11 protein-coding genes are annotated in these 14,354 nt (G+C 63.5%); 6 read left to right on the plus strand and 5 right to left on the minus strand.

Annotated elements, in window-relative coordinates:
* The first annotated feature begins 191 nt into the window (after positions 1-191).
* Positions 192-1,925: an ABC transporter substrate-binding protein gene (locus ACIQ3Q_RS10000; protein WP_396268928.1), complete on the plus strand. Its 1,734-nt coding sequence runs from the start codon at positions 192-194 to the stop codon at positions 1,923-1,925.
* A gap of 78 nt (positions 1,926-2,003) precedes the next feature.
* Here ACIQ3Q_RS10000 and ACIQ3Q_RS10005 read toward each other — a convergent pair whose 3' ends face one another.
* Positions 2,004-2,678: a hemolysin III family protein gene (locus ACIQ3Q_RS10005; RefSeq protein ID WP_396268929.1), complete on the minus strand. Its 675-nt coding sequence runs from the start codon at positions 2,676-2,678 to the stop codon at positions 2,004-2,006.
* Positions 2,679-2,754: 76 nt separating this feature from the next.
* Positions 2,755-3,237, minus strand: a complete 483-nt coding sequence (gene moaC, locus ACIQ3Q_RS10010; protein WP_396268930.1) for a cyclic pyranopterin monophosphate synthase MoaC — start codon at positions 3,235-3,237, stop codon at positions 2,755-2,757.
* An 85-nt stretch (positions 3,238-3,322) separates the two neighbouring features.
* Here moaC and ACIQ3Q_RS10015 point away from each other — a divergent pair, with 85 nt between their 5' ends.
* A complete protein-coding gene (locus ACIQ3Q_RS10015) occupies positions 3,323-4,924 on the plus strand; it encodes a M48 family metalloprotease (RefSeq protein ID WP_396268931.1) in 1,602 nt (533 codons plus the stop codon).
* Positions 4,925-4,939: 15 nt separating this feature from the next.
* Here the strand turns inward: ACIQ3Q_RS10015 and ACIQ3Q_RS10020 are convergent, their stop codons facing one another.
* Complete coding sequence (locus ACIQ3Q_RS10020; protein ID WP_396268932.1) at positions 4,940-5,299, minus strand: phage holin family protein; 360 nt, start codon at positions 5,297-5,299, stop codon at positions 4,940-4,942.
* Between the two features lie 398 nt (positions 5,300-5,697).
* On the opposite strand from ACIQ3Q_RS10020, the gene ACIQ3Q_RS10025 reads away from it, so the two are divergent.
* Positions 5,698-6,126, plus strand: a complete 429-nt coding sequence (locus ACIQ3Q_RS10025; protein WP_396268933.1) for an SWIB/MDM2 domain-containing protein — start codon at positions 5,698-5,700, stop codon at positions 6,124-6,126.
* A 60-nt stretch (positions 6,127-6,186) separates the two neighbouring features.
* Here the strand turns inward: ACIQ3Q_RS10025 and ACIQ3Q_RS10030 are convergent, their stop codons facing one another.
* On the minus strand, positions 6,187-8,655 hold the full coding sequence (locus ACIQ3Q_RS10030) for an ATP-binding protein (RefSeq protein WP_396268934.1): 2,469 nt from the start codon (positions 8,653-8,655) through the stop codon (positions 6,187-6,189).
* A 330-nt stretch (positions 8,656-8,985) separates the two neighbouring features.
* Between ACIQ3Q_RS10030 and ACIQ3Q_RS10035 the strand changes: the two genes are divergently transcribed.
* Positions 8,986-10,005 (plus strand): GGDEF domain-containing protein, encoded by a 1,020-nt coding sequence (locus ACIQ3Q_RS10035; protein ID WP_396268935.1) that lies wholly within the window; start codon positions 8,986-8,988, stop codon positions 10,003-10,005.
* Between the two features lie 15 nt (positions 10,006-10,020).
* Here ACIQ3Q_RS10035 and uvrA read toward each other — a convergent pair whose 3' ends face one another.
* Positions 10,021-12,969, minus strand: a complete 2,949-nt coding sequence (uvrA, locus tag ACIQ3Q_RS10040) for an excinuclease ABC subunit UvrA (protein ID WP_396268936.1) — start codon at positions 12,967-12,969, stop codon at positions 10,021-10,023.
* A 352-nt stretch (positions 12,970-13,321) separates the two neighbouring features.
* Between uvrA and ACIQ3Q_RS10045 the strand changes: the two genes are divergently transcribed.
* Both ACIQ3Q_RS10045 and ACIQ3Q_RS10050 read left to right on the plus strand, forming a co-directional pair.
* Positions 13,322-13,486, plus strand: a complete 165-nt coding sequence (locus ACIQ3Q_RS10045) for a hypothetical protein (protein ID WP_396268937.1) — start codon at positions 13,322-13,324, stop codon at positions 13,484-13,486.
* Between the two features lie 118 nt (positions 13,487-13,604).
* Positions 13,605-14,342 carry a Crp/Fnr family transcriptional regulator gene (locus ACIQ3Q_RS10050; RefSeq protein WP_396268938.1) on the plus strand — a complete coding sequence of 246 codons (738 nt, stop codon included), beginning with the start codon at positions 13,605-13,607 and terminating at the stop codon, positions 14,340-14,342.
* Positions 14,343-14,354 lie beyond the last annotated feature (12 nt).

Genomic DNA, 14,354 nt, shown 5'->3' on the forward strand with positions numbered 1-14,354 from the left:
TCGAAGCAAATTCCGTTTCTCAATCATTTGTGACCAGGCGCGACGCCGCAGACAGTGCTTGAGCACGGCAGGGCGAAGCAACAACGTCACAGGTGATTGAGAAGCGGAATTCGGCCCGGCGCTGCCCCGGGGCCGCTCAACCCAGCAATCACGGGGCAGCAAACGTTCCACCTCTTGAGGAGACAGACACCATGAAGATTCGTTACACCGCGCTGGCCCTGGCCGCCGCCTGTGCCCTGGGCAGCCATGCTGCTTGGGCCGGTGAGGCCGAAGCCAAAAAATGGGTAGACAGCGAGTTCCAACCCTCGACGCTGAACAAAGACCAGCAGATGGCCGAGATGAAGTGGTTCATCGACGCAGCGGCCAAGCTCAAAGCCAAGGGCGTGACCGAAATTTCGGTGGTCTCCGAGACCATCACCACCCACGAGTACGAGTCCAAGACCCTGGCCAAGGCCTTTGCCGAGATCACCGGCATCAAGGTCAAGCACGACCTGATCCAAGAAGGCGACGTGGTCGAGAAGCTGCAGACCTCCATGCAGTCGGGCAAGTCCATCTACGACGGCTGGATCTCTGACTCCGACCTGATCGGCACCCATTACCGCTATGGCAAGGTGCTGAACCTGACCGACTACATGGCCGGTGCGGGCAAGGAGTGGACCAACCCCGGGCTGGACTTGAAGGACTTCATCGGCACCAAGTTCACCACCGCGCCCGACGGCAAGCTCTACCAATTGCCCGACCAGCAGTTTGCCAACCTGTATTGGTTCCGTGCTGACCTGTTCGCCCGCAAAGACCTGCAAGACAAGTTCAAGACCAAGTACGGCTATGACTTGGGCGTGCCGCTGAACTGGAGCGCCTATGAGGACATCGCCGAGTTCTTCAGCAACGACGTGAAGCAGATCGACGGCAAGCCCATCTACGGCCACATGGACTACGGCAAGAAGGACCCGTCCTTGGGCTGGCGCTTCACCGACGCATGGCTGTCCATGGCCGGCACTGCTGACATCGGCACCCCCAACGGCCTGCCGATTGATGAGTGGGGCATTCGCGTCGGGGCCGACAAGTGCACGCCGGTAGGCGCTTCGGTGGAGCGCGGTGGCGCCACCAACTCGCCCGCCGCCGTCTATGCCCTGACCAAGTATGTGGACTGGATGAAGAAGTACGCGCCCAAGGAGGCCACCGGCATGACCTTTGGCGAAGCCGGCCCCGTGCCCGCCCAGGGCCAGATTGCGCAGCAGATCTTCTGGTACACCGCCTTCACCGCCGACATGACCAAGAAGGGCCTGCCCGTGGTCAATGCCGACGGCACCCCCAAGTGGCGCATGGCCCCTGGCCCCAACGGCCCCTACTGGAAGCAGGGCATGCAGAACGGCTACCAAGACGTGGGCTCATGGACCTTCTTCAAGGACCATGACGCCAACAAGACGGCCGCCGCCTGGCTCTATGCCCAATTCGTGACCGCCAAGACCACGTCGCTGAAGAAGACGACCGTGGGCCTGACGCCGATCCGCGAGAGCGACATCCAGAGCAAGACCATGACCGACCTGGCCCCCAAGCTGGGCGGTCTGGTGGAGTTCTACCGCAGCCCGGCCCGCGTGGCCTGGAGCCCCACCGGCACCAATGTGCCCGACTACCCCAAGCTGGCTCAACTCTGGTGGAAGAACGTGGCCCAAGCCGTGACGGGTGAGAAGACCCCGCAGGGCGCGATGGACAACCTGGCCAAGGAAATGGACGACGTGATGGCCCGCCTGGAGCGCGCCGGCATGGCCAAGTGCGCCCCCAAGCTCAACAAGAAGGAAGACGCCAAGAAGTGGCTGTCCGACAAGGCCGCGCCGTGGGCCAAGCTGGCCAACGAAAAGCCCAAAGGCGAAACCATCCAGTACGACAAGCTGCTTGGCGCTTGGAAGGAAGGCCGCGTGCGCTAAAACGCAGGCGGGGCCGAGGTGGAGACATCACCTCGGCACAGAAGATGGCAAAAGGCCCGCATCACGCGGGCCTTTTCTTTATCGTGCGTACCCTAGTACGGCGAAGAAGTGGCACACGCTGCCACCCAGCACAAACAGGTGCCAGACAAAGTGGGCGTAGCGGATCTTGTTGTCCATCAGGAAGACAAAGGCACCCAGGGTGTAGCTCAGGCCACCCGCAATCAGCCACGCCAGGCCTGCGGTGGGCATGCGCTCGATCAGCGGGCCAGCGGCCAGCACAGCCACCCAGCCCATGGCGATGTAGAGGCCGGTGGACAGCCAAGGGTGCTTGAGCCGGTTCAGCAGCTTGATGGCCACACCGGCGGCCGCCGCGCTCCAGACGATGATGAACAGAGTCCAGCCCCAGCCGCCCTTGAGCACGCCCAGGGTGAAGGGCGTGTAGCTGCCCGCAATGAATAAATAGATGGCCGCGTGATCCAGCCGATTCAGCCAAACCTTGGCCCGGCCCGCCGGGAGGGCGTGATACAGCGCCGAGATGCCGTAGAGCAGGATCATGGACGCGCCGAACACCGCCACCGCGGCGACATCAGCGCCTGTGCCTTTGAGCCAAGCATCCAGCACCAAAATGGGCAAGGCAGCAATGGCCAGCACACAGCCCAGCCCATGGCTGATGGCGTTGGCGATCTCTTCGCCCAGGGTTTGGGGGCGGTCAGGGGCCGGTGCGCGCAAGCGCGCCTTGGATGGAAGGCTCATGCCGCGATTGTGCCGGGTATGCACCTAGGCTGCTTAGGGCTATGTCCCCAGCTTCCGGGCAAAAGACCGCCAGGTGTCAAGCCGGCGCGACCCAATGCCCACTCTTGCCGCCCTGCTTCTCCAGCAGGCGCACGCCTTCCATCACCATGCCGCGGTCCACGGCCTTGCACATGTCATAAATGGTCAGCAAGCCCACCTGCACGGCGGTCAGGGCTTCCATCTCCACGCCGGTCTTGCCATAGGTTTCGGCCTGCACGGTGCAAGACACGGTGCTGGCCGCCTCGTTGATGTCAAAGCTCACAGCCACGCGGGTCAGGGGCAGAGGGTGGCACAAGGGGATCAGGTCAGCCGTGCGCTTAGAGGCCTGAATGGCTGCAATGCGGGCGATGCCGATGACGTCGCCTTTTTTGGCGCTGCCGCTGGTGATCAGCGCCAGCGTGGCGGGCAGCATGCGGATCTGGCCCGTCGCCACCGCGATGCGGTGCGTCTCGCTCTTGGCGCCAACATCCACCATATGGGCTTGGCCGTGGTCATCGAAATGGGTCAGTTGGTCATTCATAGCAGGCGCAACATCAGAGATACAAGTCGGTGTCATGATAGCGGCGCCCTTTTGCCGCTACGGCGGCGCTGTGAGACCTTGTCTGATGAACATCTCCCGTCTGACCCGTGCGCTGTCCCTGGTGAGCTTAGCGACCTTTATGGTGGCCGCCCGAGCCCCCGAAGCTTTGGCTCAAGTCAACTTGCCTTCGCTGGGGGACGCGGTGTCGGACGATGTAGACCTGATCACCGAACGCAAGTTCGGCGACCGCTATATGCGCGAGTTGCGCCGCGACCCTGACTTTCTGGATGACCCGCTGCTGCAGGCTTATGTGCAAGGCCTTTGGACACCGCTGCTAGAAGCCGCACGCGCCCGTGGCGACATCACGCCCGACCTGGACCGCGCCTTCGCTTGGGAGATCTTCTTGGGCCGGGACAAGGCCGTCAATGCCTTTGCCATGCCCGGCGGCTATGTGGGGGTTTATCTGGGTTTGATCGGCATGACGGCCTCGCGGGACGAGTTGGCCTCGGTGCTGGCCCATGAACTAACCCACATCAGCCAGCGTCACATCGCGCGCGGCATGGTCAACGGCCAGCGTCAAGGCACGGCGGCCATGGCGGCCATCTTGCTGGGCTTGATAGCCGCCAGCCGCAGCAACAATGCCGAGGTCGCTCAAGCTGTAGTGGCTGGCGGGCAGGCCGCGATGATCCAAGGCCAGATCAACTTCACCCGCGAAATGGAGCGTGAAGCCGACCGAATTGGCTTTGAACTGCTGGTGCAGGCGGGGTTCATGCCGTCGGGCATGTCCGGCATGTTCGAGAAGATGGAAGTGGCTTCACGGCTCAACGACAACAACCAGTTCCCTTATCTGCGCACGCACCCTCTGACGATTGAACGCATCAGCGAAGCCCGGCTGCGCACCCGCGAGAACCGCCCCGCCCCGCCGGCCTATGCCGAGCCCGTGCGCCACGCCTTGATGCAAGCTCGCGCCCGCGTCCTGATGGACCGCAGTGAAACCGCCTTGCGGCGCCTGCAAAGCCAGGGCGAGCCGGGCTCACCCCAGGTGGGTGAAGCGCGCTTGGCTGCGGTTTATGCGGCTGCGCTGGCCTCGGTGCAACTGCGCGACCATGCCAAAGCGGCCCAGTTCATCAAAGAGTCCGAAGCGCTGGCCCAGGGCACGCTGAAGGCCCAAGCCTTTGCTCGACTGGCCGTGACGCACCTGAAGGCTCAGAGCTTGATCGAGCAAGCACGCGGTGGAGGCGAGCCGCTCAGCCCCGAATTGGACGCATTGATGCCCGCGTTGGAGGCCGACCTGAGCCGCCCAGGCTTGCTGCTACGCGCCGATATCGCCCTGGCTCGCCACCGTGCCGGCCAAGCGCAAAGTACCCAGGCCTTGCGCGCCGCCATGGAGCAATTGCAAACCTGGGTGACCGACCACAAGCAAGACGCCACGGCCTGGCAAACCTTGGCGCAATGCGCCGAGCCGCTGGGCTTGAAGCTGCGGGCCCAGCGCGCGGCGGCAGAGGCCGCCTATGCTCAAGGCGATTTGCTGGGGGCGTTTGATCGACTGCGAGTGGCGCAAGAAAACTCACGGGCGCCGGACGCTCGGGATGATGTGGAGGCCAGCATCATTGCCGCGCGCATGCGTGAGCTGGAGGCCCCCCGGCGCCGCCTGCTGGCGGAGATGCGTGGTGAGCGCCCGGAGTAAGCCCATGCGCCTCGATCAAGCCGACTCACGGGCGAAGATGCGCTCCACCACCGCGTCAATGACCATGCCACAGGCGCTGTAGAGCAGTGAGCCGATCAGGGCGGCTGGAAAGCCGGTGACATTGAAGCCCCCCAAAAGCCCAGCCGCTGACCAGAACATCAGGGCATTGATCACAAACAAGAACAAGCCCAAGGTCAATAAGGTGACGGGCAAGGTGAGCAGCACCAGCAGAGGCCGCACCAGCGTGTTGAGCAAGCCCAGCATCCCGGCGGCCAACAGGGCACTTGAAAAGCCCGTCAGGGTGACGCCGGCATAGACCTGTGCCACCGCCAGCAAGGCCACCGCCAGCAAAGCCCAACGAACAATCAGCTTCATCTTGTTCCTCTTTCTGTGGTGCGAACCAGCCCGGGGCCTTCCGGCCCAGGGGTCTGTCAGCCTGACATTTTGAGGTCAGACCGCGCATTTACAAGGTGGGCGATCCACCCAAAATACGGTGCACGGTATTTAAGGGGGCACCATTTGCAGCGTCTTTTGGGGCGCCATCAGGCCGCCATCGGCCCGTTTATGCGAGGCAAACCCCAAGGGTGATGCCTGCGAACGACAAAAAGCGTGGTTTCGCAGGGGTCCGAGCACGATTTACCTGGGAAAACCGCTTCTCAGCCCCTCGTACACGCAGTACCATTCACCCCGCTCATTGACGTAGAGGATCGGTGGCTCACGCGGCCGCCGCCCAGGTCTGGCACATCAACATTCCTTTGATGGAGAGAATCGATATGGCAACTGCGAAGAAGGCCGCTCCGGCCAAGAAGGCGGCTCCCGCGAAAAAAGCGGCAGCGGCTCCTGCGAAGAAGGCGGCTCCGGCCAAGAAGGCGGCAGCAGCTCCGGCGAAGAAGGCAGCGCCTGCTAAGAAGGCGGCTCCGGCCAAGAAGGCTGCAGCAGCTCCGGCGAAGAAGCGCACCCCGAACGCGGCCTTCATGAAGGCCATGACGCCCAGCGCCGCTTTGGCCGCCATCATTGGCGACAAGGCTGTGCCGCGTACCGAGGTGACCAAGAAGGTCTGGGAATACATCAAGAAGAACAATCTTCAAGACAAGGCCCAGCGCACCATGATCAATGCCGACGCCAAGCTGAAGGAAATCTTCAAGAAGGCGCAAGTCTCGATGTTCGAGATGACCAAGCTGATCAACAGCCACCTGAGCTGATTGCCGACACCACCGCAGCTGCGGTGGCTAAGCGCAAAACCGACCCCTGGGTCGGTTTTTTTATTTGCGCGCGTGTGCTTGGAGCGCTCGAATCACCGACGACATCAGGTTGGCAAGATCAATGGGTTTGGTCCAGTAGTCGTCAAAGCCGGCCGCCCGCGCCGCCGTGATCTGCTCGGCCAAGGCATCCGCCGACAGGGCGATACAGCACAAACCCGCCGTCTTGGGTGAGGCGCGCAATTGGCGCAGAACCTCCAAGCCCCCGATGTCAGGCAAGTTCATATCGATCAAGGCCAGGTCGGGCTGTAAAGCAGCTGCCATGGCCACACCAGCAGCCCCATCGGTAGCGATGTGCAGCGTCCAGCCAGGATGGGCTCGAAACACCTCCTGAATCAGCAGCACATTGAGGGGCTCATCCTCCACATAGAGCACGGTCCCAGAACTGGCGGTCAGTGTCGGTTCACGAGGCTTGCCCCTCGGCGGCACAGGCTCCGCCTTGGGCGCCTCGCTGCTGGTGTCTCGGGGTAGCCGCACTCTGAACTCCGCTCCTTGCTGTAGCGCACTGATGACTTCTATCGTGCCGCCCATGGCATGCACCAGGTCGCGCACGATGACCAAGCCCAGGCCGCTGCCTTCAATGCGTCGGCGCTCCGCACCCAATCGGTTGAAGGGTTGGAACAACTGACTTTGGGCTGCCTCATCCAAGCCCCAACCTTGGTCGGTGACGGCCAGCACTTGGTGGTCACCGTCGGCCCAGACTTGCACCACCGCTCGTCCGCCGTGGCGGTTGTACTTGATGGCGTTGCTCAGCAAGTTGATCAAAATCTGCTCAACGGCCATGGCATCACCGCAGACGGCCGCCATCTCCGTCAACTCAGCCTGCAAGACCACCTCGCGCGCGGCGGCCATGGGCCGCATGGTGACCAAACAGGTGGCCACCACAGGCCCTAGGTCCACTCGCTCTTTTTTGAGCTGCAAGCCGCCGGCCTCGATGCGGGCCACATCCAACACATCGTTGACCAAGTCCAACAGGCGCTGCCCCGCGCTGCGCAAGCCCATCAGCCGGTGCGCTTGCTCGGCCGGCAGCGGGTTGGCAGCGTCCATGGTCATCAGTTGGGCAAAGCCCACCACAGCGTTCAAGGGCGTGCGCAGCTCATGGCTGGCGCGCGACAAGAACTCGCTCTTGGCACGGTTGGCCGCCTCGGCCGCCGCCTTTTCCCGCCGGAGCACTTCGTTCTCCAGGCGCGAGGCTTCTAAGTTGCGCCGCTCGGTGATGTCTGCCGTGAAGCCGTGGAACACCGTGCTGCCATCGGGCAGTCGCTGGGCCGACGCCCGGGTTTCAAACCAGCGTTGCGGGCCACGGCCGCTGCGGCGGCGGTACTCCACCTGCAAAGGGCGCAGGCTGTTGACCGAGCGCTTGAGTGCGGCACGCCAACGCGCTTGGTCGTCGGGCACCATGTCGTCAGCCGGCCCAAAAGGCGCCAGCGCAGTGGTGCCCTCCGGCACCGGCGCGATCCAACGGCTCAGGCCCGCACTGACATACAGATAGCGCGGGTCGCCGCCTTCAGCAGGCACCACAAACTGGACCAAGGCCCCGGGCACTTCGGCGGAGAGCCGCTGCAGCCGCTCGTCCTGCTCACGCCGGTGCTGCTGTGCCGCGAGCTTGGAACTCATGTTGCGGGCTGTGCCACGGTAGCCCACAAACTCCCCCTGCCCGTTGAACACTGGCAGGGCGCTGCGCGACAGCCACAGCGACCCTTGCGGCGTGTCCCAACGGCTCAGCACGCGGGACAAGGGTCTGCGTGTTGCCAACAGATCACTCAAGTACTGGGGTGGATTCAAGAGCTGGCCTTTTTCATCGACCAGGAGCTCAGGCGGCAGCGGGCTGCCCAGCAACTCTCTGGGGTGCACCCCGGTGGCCGCCTGAATGTCTCCGGAAATCCAGGTGCAGCGGCCTTGCGCATCCAACTCCCACATCCAATCGCCAGAGGCGCGCGCCAGATCGTGGAGTCGCTGGGCATGATCATCCGCCTCGCGACGCTGGCGACCTTGGATCAACAGAGAAGCAGCCAAGGCCGCCAACTCCTGCAAGGACTCACACTGACCCGGCGTCAGTGTGCGGGGCGTGGTGTCCATCACGCAGAGTGAACCCACCACCTCGCCATCGACCAAGACCGGGGCCGCCGCGTAAAAGCGCAAGCCCACATCGCCGACAACCAAAGGAAGCTGAGCAAAGCGCTCATCCAGCCGCGCATCAGGCACGATCAAGAGGGACGCATGACTGGGCAAGATGGAACAGAACGCGTGTTGCCGTGGAATGGCCTCGGAAGACCAACCGCACCATGCAAGCGGCCGTACCAAATCTGATTCGAGCACTGACAACGCACTGGACGGACAAGCCGCCAACTGAGCCGCCAAGCGCACCAGTGGCAAAAAACTGGGATCTGGTGAAGATTCCTGCAACCTAAGGCTACGCAACACCTCCAAGCGAAGATGTTCATCGGCCAATGGCGCACACAGGTCTGACATTCGTACTACCTTCCCTCGTGACGGAGAGCCCTATCCCGTCACGCGCTTCAGCGAAGTCTGTGCTCACGCACAGTATGTCCGCTGCCTTGGACGCACTCTTTGGTGCACCTCAAAGAAAAAGCAAAATTGGTGAAGCGCGGATTCTGATGCCTTGTGTTGCACCCGACAACTGCTTTTTCAAAAGCAGTACAAGCTGCGACCATTTCAACGACACACCGCCCACGCGGAGGAGTACATTGATTGGCGTGACTACCGCTAGGGGTTCACCCATAAGTCGGCGCATGAGTCCTACAGGCTATAGCGCCCAATCCAAGTTGTTGGGGAATATCTGTGAAGTACGAAGACAGCATCGAGCAAAGCGCTGAACTCCTGCGCAAAGCACTGCCCCTGATGTCCCGCCAGACCGCCGGTTTGCACCCGGTGAGCTACGCCATCTGGTATGACTATGTGTCCAATCGCAACCCGGACCTGCGTCATGCGATCGATGAGGTCATGGCCCGCAGCGGCACGCTGGACGAAACCACCACCCGGCACTTGTTTGATCGCCATGTGGCCGACATCGACGCCGACACCGCCGCCCGCGTGACCGAAGGCTTTCAGCGCGTGCTGGGCCACATGGCCACCTCCGCCGCGCAAGCCGGCACCGACACCGCCCGGTTTGGTGAAACCCTGGGGCGGCTCTCCACCGCGCTGGACCAAGGCGATGGCCATGCCGACGCCGTGGCCGAGGCGCTGGCTGAGACCCGCACCATGCAAGGCAATATGAAGGCCTTGCAAGACCGCTTTGACGACAGCCAAAAGCAGATCATGGCCTTGCGCGAAGAGGTGCGCAAAGCCCGCGAGGAATCGCTTTTGGATGCCTTGACCGGCTTGGCCAACCGCCGCGCCTTTGACCAACGCTTGGCCGCCTGCTTGGCCAGCACCGTGGCCGGTGGCGAAAGCGCCCCCTGCCTGCTGGTGGGCGACATCGACCACTTCAAGAAGATCAACGACACCTGGGGCCACCCCTTTGGCGACCAGGTCATCAAGGCGGTGGCGGCCGTCCTCAAGGCCTTGGCTCCGCAAGGTGCTTTGCCCGCGCGGGTTGGCGGTGAGGAGTTTGCCGTGCTGCTGCCAGAGTCTGCCTTGCCCGATGCGCACACCCTGGCCGAATTGGTGCGCCAGCGCATCAGCGCCGCCCGCATCCGCCGCCATGGCGCCGATGAAACCCTGGCACGCGTGACCCTATCGCTGGGGGTGACCCGCCACAAGCCGGGCGAATCGCCCACCGACTTTTTCGAGCGGGCCGACCAAGCGCTCTACGCCTCCAAGACCGGCGGCCGAGACCGCGTCACCGTGCTGGCCGCCTGAAACGCGGCTTAGGCCTCAGCGCGCCAGCAATGTCTTGAGAAAGCGCCCAGTGTGGCTGGCCTCGCTGGCCGCAATCGCCTCGGGCGGCCCTTCGGCCAACACCGTGCCGCCACCCGAGCCGCCTTCTGGACCCATGTCGATCAGCCAGTCTGCGGTCTTGATGACATCCAGGTTGTGCTCGATCACGACGATGGTGTTGCCCGCATCACGCAGCTGGTGCAGCACCTTGAGCAGCAGCTGAATATCGGCAAAGTGCAGGCCGGTGGTGGGCTCGTCCAAGATATAGAGCGTGCGGCCGGTATCGCGCTTAGAAAGCTCCAGCGCCAGCTTGACCCGCTGCGCCTCACCGCCCGACAAAGTGGTGGCGCTTTGGCCCAGAGTGATGTAGCCCAGGCCCACGTCCAGCAGGGTTTGCAGCTTGCGCGCAATGCTGGGCACAGCGCTGAAAAAGGCGTGCGCCTCTTCCACCGTCAGTGACAGCACCTGGGCAATGTTCTTGCCTTTGTAGAGCACCTCCAGCGTCTCGCGGTTGTAGCGCAGGCCCTTGCAGGTGTCGCAAGGCACATAGACATCCGGCAGAAAGTGCATCTCCACCTTGATGACGCCGTCGCCCTGGCAGGCCTCGCAGCGCCCACCCGCCACATTGAAGCTGAAGCGGCCCGCGCCATAACCGCGCTCGCGCGCGGTGGGCACCTCGGCAAACAGCTCGCGAATGGGGGTGAACAAGCCGGTGTAGGTGGCCGGGTTAGAGCGCGGCGTGCGGCCAATCGGGCTTTGGTCCACATTGATCACCTTGTCAAAAGCCTCCAGGCCTTCAATGGTGTCGTGAGCCTCGGGCTCGGCATGGCTGTTGTAGAGCTTGCGCGCCACCGCCGCATACAGCGTGTCGTTGACCAAGGTGCTCTTGCCCGAACCCGACACGCCCGTCACGCAGGTCAGCAGCCCCACCGGGAACTCCACCGTCACGCCCTTGAGGTTGTTGCCGCGTGCGTTGACCACCCGCAAGGTCTTGGGGTCGGTACTGTCGGCCAGGCTGTGGCGCTTCTCAGGCACCGCAATGCGCAGCACCTGGCCCAGGTATTTGCCGGTGAGGGAGTCGGGGTGGGCCGCCACCTGCTCAGGCGTACCCGCTGCCATCACCTGCCCGCCATGCTTGCCGGCACCCGGGCCCATGTCAATGCACCAGTCGGCGGCGCGGATCATGTCTTCGTCGTGCTCGACCACCAGCACGCTGTTGCCCAGGTCGCGCAGGTGCTTCAAGGTGCCGATCAGGCGCTCGTTGTCGCGCTGGTGCAGGCCGATGCTGGGCTCGTCCAGCACATACATCACGCCCGTGAGCCCGGAGCCGATCTGGCTGGCCAGGCGGATGCGCTGGGCCTCGCCACCGCTGAGGGTGTCTGCGCTGCGGTCCAGGCTCAGGTAGTTCAGGCCCACATCATTCAAGAAGCGCAGGCGCGAGCGGATCTCGCGCACCACCTTCTCGGCAATCTCGGCCTTGGCCCCCGTCAGCGCCAAGCTGCTGAACCAAGCCAGGGCATCGGCCAAAGTCAGGTGCTCCACCTCATAGATGGGGCGGCCCTTTTGCGACTCGGTGCCGGGGATGAAGACATTGCGCGCCTCCACGCGCAGCCGCGCGCCGCCGCAATGGCCGCAGGGCTTGGCGCTTTGGTAACGGGCGAGGTCTTCGCGCACCGCCACCGAGTCGGTCTCTTTGTAGCGGCGCTCAAAGTTGGGGATCACGCCTTCAAAGGGGTGCGAGCGCTTGACGCTGCGCGGCTTGCCGTTCTTGCCTTCGGCCTCGTAAACAAACTCAATGTCCTCACCGCCCGAGCCATAGAGCAGCACCTGCTGGGCCTTGGGCGGCAGCTCTTCGTAAGGGGTCTCCAAGTCGAAGCCGTAATGCTTGGCCACGCTCTCCAGCATGGAGTAGGTGTAGGCATTGCGTCGGTCCCAGCCCTTGATGGCACCTGAGCCCAGCGACAGCGTGGGGAAGGCCACCACGCGGTCGGGGTCGAACACGGTTTGCATGCCCAGCCCGTCGCAGTGCGGGCAAGCCCCCACCGGCGAGTTGAACGAGAACAGGCGCGGCTCCAACTCTTGCAGCGAGTAGCTGCACACCGGGCAGCCGTATTTGGCCGAGAACAGATGTTCTTTGGCCGTGTCCATCTCCAAGCCAATCGCCCGGCCGTCGGCAATGCGCAGCGCCGCCTCAAAGCTCTCGGCCAGGCGCTGCTTCATGCCTTCGCCGGTCTTGAGTCGGTCCACCACCACGTCGATGTCGTGTTTCTCGGCTTTTTTGAGCGGCGGCACATCGGCAGCGTCCAGCACCTGGCCGTCGACCCTGAAGCGCACATAGCCCTGGGCCTGCATGTCGGCAAACAGCTCCAGGAACTCGCCCTTGCGGTCGCGCACCACCGGGGCCAGCACCATCAACTTGGTGCCCTCGGGCAGCGCCAGCGTGGCGTCCACCATCTGGCTGATGCTCTGCGCCTGCAGGGCCAGGCCGTGGTCGGGGCAAAACGGTGTGCCTGCGCGGGCATAGAGCAAGCGCAGGTAGTCGTGGATCTCGGTGACCGTGCCCACCGTGGAGCGCGGGTTGTGGCTGGTGGCCTTTTGCTCGATGGAGATGGCGGGCGACAGGCCCTCGATCACATCCACATCGGGCTTGTCCATCAATTGCAAGAACTGCCGCGCATAGGCCGAGAGGCTCTCCACATAGCGGCGCTGGCCCTCGGCATACAAGGTGTCAAAAGCCAGCGAGGACTTGCCCGAGCCCGACAGCCCCGTGATCACCACCAGCGCATGCTTGGGGATGTCGAGGTCGATGTTCTTGAGGTTGTGGGTGCGCGCACCGCGCACTGAGATGCGGGCCGCTTGGGCCAATGCCGTGGCAGACAAGGTCGGCAAGCCCGGCAAACCCGGTGCAGAGGCGGCAGAAACAGCGGGCAAATCAGTGTGTGGCATGGGGTCGGCAAGGCGCAGCGAGGGCAACCGACCATGATAACGGGCCGGGGCGATTTGGCCCACTCCGCCCGGGGAAGATCCCTGCGCAGGCCGCTTGCTAACCCGGCAAATGCGTGATGGCTTGGCAACTTCTGGGTTCATTGCCTGACACAAGCCTATATATAACAGCGAATAAAATGGTAGTGTGCGCACACATTTGCAAGAATGTTCGGCATGCGTAAATTCATTCAATACCGCGGGTCTTCACGGATGCAAAAAACTTTCACATTCTTGTCATCTGCGCAGAAAGCTGGCTCGTTGTACCCCTCGCAGGCCCTTCAAAGCCTGCTCTAGAAGTCATCAGCGAACCCCCATGCAAAAGTCTGCTCATCCTCCGTTTCCCGCTCCGCGCCTGCACCCCGTGGCCCCCGCCGCGCGAGACGATAAGGGCCAGAAGTTCGAGCCCTTCTGGAGCATGGCCATTCACAATGACCGCCGTTGCATGGCCCGCGTGCTCAAGGCCGACCAAAAGCGCTGACCCCACCCAGCGCTTCTTTCGCCCCCTTTGCTGAGCCGCCTTTTTGGGCGGCTTTTTCATGCCAGGGTCATCCCTTGAGCGCTGGGAGCAACCCAGCGGCAGACGGCATACTGAGCGCATGTCCGCCTCCATCATCCCCCTGAGCCCACACGAGTCGCTGTTCAATCCCCAGGCTCGGGTCTGTGCCGAGTGCGGCGTCCGAAAGTTCGCCCTCTTTGGCGTCTTGGATCATGCGGAGTTGGACAAGATCCACGTCCACATCGCCAGCCTGAAACTAGAGCCCGGCCAAAGCCTGTACGAAGCCCAGGGCACGGGCCATGCCGCCTTCACGGTGCGTTCAGGCGTGGTGCGCCTAGAGCGCAACAACGAGCGGGGCGAGCGCCGCATCTTGCGCCTGGCGGGCCGCTCTGACCTGCTGGGCATGGAGGCCATGCTGGGCCAAAGCTATGCGGCCGACGCCGTGGCCTGCACGCCGGTGGAGGTCTGCCGCCTGCCGCGCACCCTGGTGGACGAGCTGACGCGCGAGCAGCCCGAGCTGATGCGCGACATGATGAAGCGCTGGCAACGCGCCTTGGACGACGCCGACGAATGGCTGACCGAGCTATGCGCCGGCCCTGCGCGCTACCGCATGCTGCGCCTGCTGCTAAAGCTCACCGAATATGCCGACGGCGGCGAGATCTGGCTGCCCGGCCGCCAAGAAATGAGCGCCATGCTGGACATGACGATTGAAACCGCCAGCCGCTTGGTCAGCAGCTTCAAGCGCGATGGCCTGTTGGTGCCCACCACACCGCGCCACGCGCGCATTGACCACACCGCCCTGGCCGCCGCCCTGCGCGACGAGGCCAGCAAACTCTGAGCCCACGCCCAT

This window comes from Ideonella sp. (assembly GCF_044358605.1).
Classification (GTDB): Bacteria; Pseudomonadota; Gammaproteobacteria; order Burkholderiales; family Burkholderiaceae_C; genus Ideonella.

What these genes read in the sequence shown, in the direction of transcription:
- ACIQ3Q_RS10000 (WP_396268928.1), top strand. Translation starts at nt 192, where the DNA reads ATGAAGATTCGTTACACCGCGCTGGCCCTGGCCGCCGCCTGTGCCCTG.
- ACIQ3Q_RS10030 (WP_396268934.1), bottom strand. Translation starts at nt 8,655, where the DNA reads ATGTCAGACCTGTGTGCGCCATTGGCCGATGAACATCTTCGCTTGGAG.
- ACIQ3Q_RS10050 (WP_396268938.1), top strand. Translation starts at nt 13,605, where the DNA reads ATGTCCGCCTCCATCATCCCCCTGAGCCCACACGAGTCGCTGTTCAAT.
- ACIQ3Q_RS10045 (WP_396268937.1), top strand. Translation starts at nt 13,322, where the DNA reads ATGCAAAAGTCTGCTCATCCTCCGTTTCCCGCTCCGCGCCTGCACCCC.
- moaC (WP_396268930.1), bottom strand. Translation starts at nt 3,237, where the DNA reads ATGAATGACCAACTGACCCATTTCGATGACCACGGCCAAGCCCATATG.
- uvrA (WP_396268936.1), bottom strand. Translation starts at nt 12,969, where the DNA reads ATGCCACACACTGATTTGCCCGCTGTTTCTGCCGCCTCTGCACCGGGT.
- ACIQ3Q_RS10005 (WP_396268929.1), bottom strand. Translation starts at nt 2,678, where the DNA reads ATGAGCCTTCCATCCAAGGCGCGCTTGCGCGCACCGGCCCCTGACCGC.
- ACIQ3Q_RS10015 (WP_396268931.1), top strand. Translation starts at nt 3,323, where the DNA reads ATGAACATCTCCCGTCTGACCCGTGCGCTGTCCCTGGTGAGCTTAGCG.
- ACIQ3Q_RS10025 (WP_396268933.1), top strand. Translation starts at nt 5,698, where the DNA reads ATGGCAACTGCGAAGAAGGCCGCTCCGGCCAAGAAGGCGGCTCCCGCG.
- ACIQ3Q_RS10020 (WP_396268932.1), bottom strand. Translation starts at nt 5,299, where the DNA reads ATGAAGCTGATTGTTCGTTGGGCTTTGCTGGCGGTGGCCTTGCTGGCG.